This is a genomic window from Mycobacterium sp. NGS59, assembly GCF_059812345.1.
The window spans coordinates 65,246-71,251 of the sequence record NZ_JCALCN010000025.1; the positions used below are offsets into that span (position 1 = coordinate 65,246).

Here is a 6,006-nt window from a genome sequence, read left to right on the forward strand (position 1 = left end):
CTTAGAAGGTGACTACAACCTTATCCGCGGCGCCGGGTGTGCCGGCCAGTTCCAGCGCCTCGCCGACCCGGTCGAACGGAATCGTGTGGCTGACGATCAGCGCGTATTTCTCCCAGTTGGCGACGAGATCCTTTGTGACTTCGAAGATTTCGCTCGGATAGCCCATGGAGCCCACGATGGTGATCTCGTTGCTCATCACGTTGACGAACTCGACGGGCACCGGCTCCTTGTGCACGCCGACAATGCCGAGGGTGGCGCCCTTCTTGGCGGCCGCCAGCGCGGTGTTGACGACGGCGGCCGCCCCCGCGGCGTCGAGGTAGATGTCGGTGCCGGCCTTGCCGGGGAACATGCTCTCCCCCCTTCCGTGCAGGTCGACGAGACGCTTGTTGACGTTCTCCTCGGCGGAGTTGACGACGGCGTCGGCACCGATCTGCAGCGCCTTGTCCAGCCGGCTGCCGATCACGTCCACGACGACGACATGTGCGACGCCAACGGATTTGAAGGCCAGCGTCGCACCCAGCCCGATCGGCCCGGCGCCGAAGATCACCACCTTGTCGGTCGGTTTGGGCCGGCACTGGTTGACGCCGTGTCGTGCCACCGCCATCGGTTCGTTGAGCGCGGCGACCTGCCACGGGATGTGTTTCGGGATGACTTCCAAACTCGTTCCGCGAACCGCGTTTTCGATCAACAGGTAGTCGGCCAGCGCGCCGGCCGCTCCCCCGTTGCCGATGATGCCGGCGAGGTCGGCCATCGGGTTGACGACGACGTGGTCCCCGACCGCGATGCCGGTGACGTCGTCGCCGACCTCGACGACTTCGCCGGCGGGTTCGTGCCCCAACGGTGTGCAGTTCTGCCGCGGCGGAATCCCGCCGATGCTGATGTAGAACGTGTCCGATCCGCAGATGCCGCAGGCACGCATCCGCACCAACACGTCGCCGGCACCAACCCGGGGGTGATCGGCGTCCACCACTTCGACCGTGCCCGGCCCGGTGACCATGACGGCTTTCACGGTGCAGCCTCCAGTTCGATGTCGAAGGTGTCGAGGTATTCGGCGAAGACCGGTTGCAGGTCTTCGACGGTGAGCCCGTACTGGTCCAGGCTGTAGGAGTTCAGCGTGAACCGGTCCTGCGGATGTCCAGCCAGCCAATCGCGCATGCGCGCTTCGGTTTCGGGAGTGAACGGATCCCCCGCCCAGTCGTAGAGGCGACGCATCACGTCCATCGGGTCACGCATCATCTCGTGGTAGTACATGTGAAAGAACCGCTCGTCGCCGATGCGTTCGCGTGCACGCAACGGACGGTCCACATGAAAACGCATCTGCCACTTCGCATCTCGGCCCATCGCCGCCAGATCGACGGCTTCGGGCTGGTGCGTCATGCCTTTGGGCAGCTTCCACAGGTTGGCCAGCGACCCGGTCGCCTTGTAGGGGTCGCGGTGCGCCCAGACCAGTCGGGCGTCGGGAAAGACGGTGAGCAGCGCCTCGATGTGTACCGAATGCGACGGCATCTTCAGGCTCCAGGTGCCCGGCGCGGTGGACTGCAGCACCTGCAGATACCGCTTCTGGTACTCGTAGGTGCTGACCATGTCGGCTTCCTCGAACAGCCACTCGGCGTAGCGCGGCGTCGACAGGAACGAGTCCCACGACAGGCCCTTGAAGTCCTGGTTGTGGATGAACATGTCTTCGGTGGGCCCGTCGGCGTCTTCCCAGTGCGGCAGCGCCACTTTGGCCTGCGTGACCATCTCCAGGATCTTGCGCTGCTCGTCCAGCAAAGCGAGGCAGCGCGGGTCGGTGCGCAGCGCCTCGCTGGGGGCCGGCGGGATCGGGTGCACGCACTGCCAGTGCAGCAGCGAGCGCCGGGCCGGGTCCTGGTCGAGCAGGTAGCTGATCACCGTGGTGCCGGTGCGGGGCATGCCGAGCACGATGAGCGGGCGCTCGACGGGCTGGTCGAGCACTTCGGGATGGGTCTGGATGTGATCGTGGATCTGCAGCCGACGTCCCAGCGCGTTGGTGGCGTCGTCCAGGATGCGGTTGCGGCCGAACGGGGTGAACGCCGACGAGGTGTTGAGGTCGTCCAGCATCACCGCCAATCCCGCTCGCCAGGAATCGGATTCGAGCTCGGACAGGCCGGTGCGCTGCGCGGCCAGTTTCAGGACGTCGTCGGGGCTGGTGATGTCGTCGAAATCGGTCATGGTTCAGACCGTCAGGTATCCGCCGTCGACGGCGATGGTGCTGCCGGTGATGTAGGACGCGGCGTCGGTACACAGGAAAAGCGCTGCGCCCGCGCAGTCCTGGGGCGTCCCCGTTCGGCCCAGCGGGGTGTGGAAGCCGATCTCGACGTCCATCACCTCGGGGATGCTCATCGCGGGGTGCGTCATCCGGGTGTCGATCAACCCGGGGGCGATGGCATTGACCCGGATCCCGTCGTTCGCCCAGCGGCGGGACAGGTTCATGGTCAGCGAGAGCAGACCCATCTTCGATGACCCGTAGCCGGGTACGAACACCGCCGAGCGGAACGCGGACATCGAGACGATGTTGACGACGCTCGCTCCCCCGGAGGCCTGGCTGGCCTTCAGTCGCTCGTAGCAGCGCATCGTCAATCGCATCGGTCCGAACATGTTCTGCGCCACCGAGGCGATGTAGCCGTCCGGGTCGTACTCGTCGCCCGCCGGGTAGGGCCCCCCGGCGTTGTTGACCAAAATGTCCAGGGCGCCCAGTGAGTTCACCAGTTCGTCGACCGAGTCGGCGTCCTGGATCCGGCATTGCCGGTAGCTGAACGCGCTGAGGTCGTCGTCGTAATCAGTTGAGCTGGAACGTGTTCCGGTGATCGTGACGGCGGCGCCGGCCTTGGCGAAAGCCTCGGCGATGCCGTTGCCGATGCCGCTGGTGCCGCCGGTGACGAGCACGTTGGCACCGGTGAAGTCGAAGCTGAGGGTGTTCATTCGGCGGTCCTTCGGTCGCTGCTCAATTCCTGGATTTCCTTGGTGAGCCAGGCCTTTTCCCAGAAGTTCTCGGTGCCGGCCAGTAGGGCTTCGTGGGAGTCGGCGGCCACCTTCGCCGCGCCCGGGTGTGCCGGGTCAGCTGCCAGCACCAGGTCGGTCAGGTGCAGCGCCTGCACGGGACGGCTCGCGTCTAGATGAGCCCTGGCGGCGTCCACCAGCGCGTCGGCGCCCGCGGCTTCCACCACGTCGGCTGCAACCGAATCCGGTGTTACGCCGTAGAGTTCGGTCGTCGAGCGGTGCCGGAACCACCCGGTGTACATCTCCCAGATGGCCCGCACATTCCAGGACGTCTTGCCGTAGCCCTCGCCGATGTCGAGGTGCTGCGGGATCCGGACTTCGCGCATGGCCGTGTGCAGGTCGGCGCCGGAGTTCATCAGTTCGAGGGTCCGGTCGTGCACGGTCTGCATGGCGTCGCGCATCGCGGTGACTTCCTCGGCAATGCGCTCGGCACCCTCGATCGGCGCGAAGTGACCGGTGATGAGTCGGTTTGGCGCGTAGTCCAGCACCGCGTTGCACGCTTCGATGTAATGGACCGGGTCGCGGTATCGGTCGCCGCGGATGGTCATCAGGTTGGGCACGTGGCTGAACAACGGCCCGAACAGGTTGCCGGTGAACAGGATTCGGTCGGCGGGCAGCCACACTATCAGCGAGTCAGTGGTCTCCCCGCCGGGAGTCCAGGTCAACTCGAACCTGCGTCCACCGACCGTCAGCCGATGGCCGGTGTCGAATGTGGTGGTCGGCTCGGGGAAGGAGAAGTCGATGGTGGCCGGATCGATCGTCTCGAAGTGCTTCAGCATCGCCTGGGTGAACTTGCCGAATGCGAAGGAGGTCTTGGGTACCCGATAGCCCATCAGTCGCTCGTTGTCGTCGCGCCAGTACCGGTAGTTGCGATGCATGACGACGTCGGTGTCGGCGTCACGCAGCGAATCGACGCCACCCCAGTGATCGGCATGTCCCTGAGTGATGACGATGGCCCGGGTCGGTCCGGGGACGTCGCCGAATGCCTTGCGGTGCAATGGACCTTCGAACACCAATCCGGTGTTGACGATCACCCGCCCGTCGTCGGTGGCGATGGCGTAGGAGTTGGAGACACCCGGCGACATCCACACGTCGTCGCCAAGCGGGGTCGCGGGTGCGCCGGTCGCCGAGGTCAGGTCGGCAGCACCGGGACGCTCACGATGGATTCCGGCCATGACAGGTGATCCTCTATAGTTCTAGAGTTAATGTCAATAGGCTCGGAAAGGAGAGCGCCGATGGGACTACGTGGTCTGGCCGACCGGGTCGCCGTCGTGGTGGGCGGTGCCACCGGGATCGGCGCGGCCACCGCAGCGCGGCTCGGCGCCGAAGGCTGCCGGGTGGTGGTGGGTGACATTGCCGACGACGCCGCCCGGGAAACCGCCGAGCGCATCGTCGCCGCGGGCGACACCGCGACCCACGTCGCCTTCGACCTGGCCGACACCGACTCCGTCTCCGCGCTGATCGACACTGCCGCAACATCTTTCGGTGGGATCGATCTGTTGTTCAATGTGGGAGCGGACATGTCGACGCTGCGTGCCGACACCGACGTCGTCGACATCGACTTCGGCGTCTGGGACCGGGTGATGGCGGTCAGCCTGCGCGGGTATGTCGCCGCCATGAAATACGCCGTCCCGCGCATGCTGGAACGGGGCGGCGGCGCGATCGTGAACATGTCGTCGGCGGCGGCGTTTCAGGGCGAGCCGGCGCGCCCGGCCTATGCCACCGCCAAGGCCGGTATCGGCGCGCTGACCCGGCACGTCGCGTCCCGGTGGGGCAAGGACGGCATCCGCTGCAACGCCGTCGCACCGGGGTTCACCGCCACCGACGCGATCCGCTCGGTTCCACAGTGGCCGCAACTGGAAGCGGGTGCGCTCAAACGGATTCGCGGACATCGCGTCGGGGACCCCGAGGACATCGCGGCGCTCGTCGCGTTCCTGTTGTCCGAAGAAGGCGAGTGGATCAACGGCCAGGTGATCAACATCGACGGCGGAACGGTGCTGCGCTAGATGGCCGCTCACCCTCCGCGGAAACGCGACGGCGACGAGCGTCGGCGCGAGTTGTGTGACGCCGCAATCCAAGTGCTGGCCGAACAGGGATCGCGCGGCCTCACCCACGGTCAGGTGGACCGCTGCGCGGCGATGCCCGACGGCACCACGTCGTACTACTACCGCACCCGCGCGGCCCTGCTGCGCGGCATCGGCAAGCGCGTGGCGGAGATCGACGTCGCCAACTTGAAGTCGGTGATAGACCGCCCGCCGCAACCGGATTCGCCGTTCGCTCACCTGGCCGAGCTGACTCTGCTGCAAGCCGAAGGACACGGACTGATGCTCAACCGGGCCCGTCAGGAACTTCTTCTGGCGGCCGCGCGCGATCCCGACCTGGCCGCCACGTCGCAGGAATTCGTCGCCCGCATCACCGCTATGGCGCAGCAGGCCATCGCCCACCTGCAACCCGGCACGGATGACCCTGACCTGCTGGCGGCCCAAACCGCCGCCGTCACAACCTTTATCGCGGGGGTGTTCACCCGGCTGGCCGCCGGCGATCGCACCATCGACGAAGCCGACCAATTGGCGCGACTGCTGGAGGCGGTGGCCACCGCGGTATCCGGTGCGCAGCAAACCCCGCGTTCCGGCAAATAACCCTTTTTTAATTGGCGAACTGGATCTAGCGTTAATGCTGCATCTCCACGCTAACCAAAGGATTGGATGGAAATGAAGCGAACGATTTTCAGATCTGTTTCCGCGGGCGTGCTGGCAATTTCGGCGTTGCTGACCACCGGTGTGGGCGTCAGCAGCGCCGGGACGCTGCAGACCGAAGGCAGCTATCCGAGTCGGGAAGCTTGTCAGAATGCGGGCCCGGGCGTGAAAGCAACCACCCCGCCGTTCAATTGGGACGACTACTGGTGTGTTCCGGATCCGCAAACGGTAGGCAATTGGCGATTGGTTCTCAGCGACAACTAGCTGTTCTTGACGGCCAGGTTGTGAACGC

7 protein-coding genes are annotated in these 6,006 nt (G+C 65.8%); 3 read left to right on the forward strand and 4 right to left on the reverse strand.

From position 1 onward, the window contains the following. Position 1: 1 nt before the first annotated feature. From AC5Y46_RS21845 to AC5Y46_RS21860, 4 genes are read right to left on the reverse strand one after another with little or no spacing between them, the layout of a single operon-like run. A complete protein-coding gene (locus AC5Y46_RS21845; protein ID WP_499941834.1) occupies positions 2-1,009 on the reverse strand; it encodes a zinc-dependent alcohol dehydrogenase in 1,008 nt (335 codons plus the stop codon). Beyond that, positions 1,006-2,190 carry a sulfotransferase family protein gene (locus tag AC5Y46_RS21850; RefSeq protein ID WP_499941832.1) on the reverse strand — a complete coding sequence of 395 codons (1,185 nt, stop codon included), beginning with the start codon at positions 2,188-2,190 and terminating at the stop codon, positions 1,006-1,008. Before AC5Y46_RS21850 ends, AC5Y46_RS21845 begins: the two co-directional genes overlap by 4 nt. Positions 2,191-2,193: 3 nt before the next feature. Further along, the gene (locus tag AC5Y46_RS21855; protein ID WP_499941830.1) at positions 2,194-2,940 is read right to left on the reverse strand and encodes an SDR family NAD(P)-dependent oxidoreductase; all 747 of its coding nucleotides are present in this window, start codon (positions 2,938-2,940) and stop codon (positions 2,194-2,196) included. After that, positions 2,937-4,193 carry an alkyl sulfatase dimerization domain-containing protein gene (locus tag AC5Y46_RS21860; RefSeq protein WP_499941828.1) on the reverse strand — a complete coding sequence of 419 codons (1,257 nt, stop codon included), beginning with the start codon at positions 4,191-4,193 and terminating at the stop codon, positions 2,937-2,939. The genes AC5Y46_RS21855 and AC5Y46_RS21860 overlap by 4 nt, the downstream gene beginning before the upstream one ends. 60 nt (positions 4,194-4,253) lie before the next feature. On the opposite strand from AC5Y46_RS21860, the gene AC5Y46_RS21865 reads away from it, so the two are divergent. From AC5Y46_RS21865 to AC5Y46_RS21875, 3 genes are all read left to right on the forward strand, one after another. Further along, positions 4,254-5,024, forward strand: a complete 771-nt coding sequence (locus AC5Y46_RS21865) for an SDR family NAD(P)-dependent oxidoreductase (protein WP_499941826.1) — start codon at positions 4,254-4,256, stop codon at positions 5,022-5,024. Then, positions 5,025-5,657 (forward strand): TetR/AcrR family transcriptional regulator, encoded by a 633-nt coding sequence (locus AC5Y46_RS21870; RefSeq protein ID WP_499941824.1) that lies wholly within the window; start codon positions 5,025-5,027, stop codon positions 5,655-5,657. It abuts the gene before it with no gap. A gap of 66 nt (positions 5,658-5,723) precedes the next feature. Continuing rightward, positions 5,724-5,978 (forward strand): hypothetical protein, encoded by a 255-nt coding sequence (locus tag AC5Y46_RS21875; protein WP_499941822.1) that lies wholly within the window; start codon positions 5,724-5,726, stop codon positions 5,976-5,978. Positions 5,979-6,006: the final 28 nt, after the last annotated feature.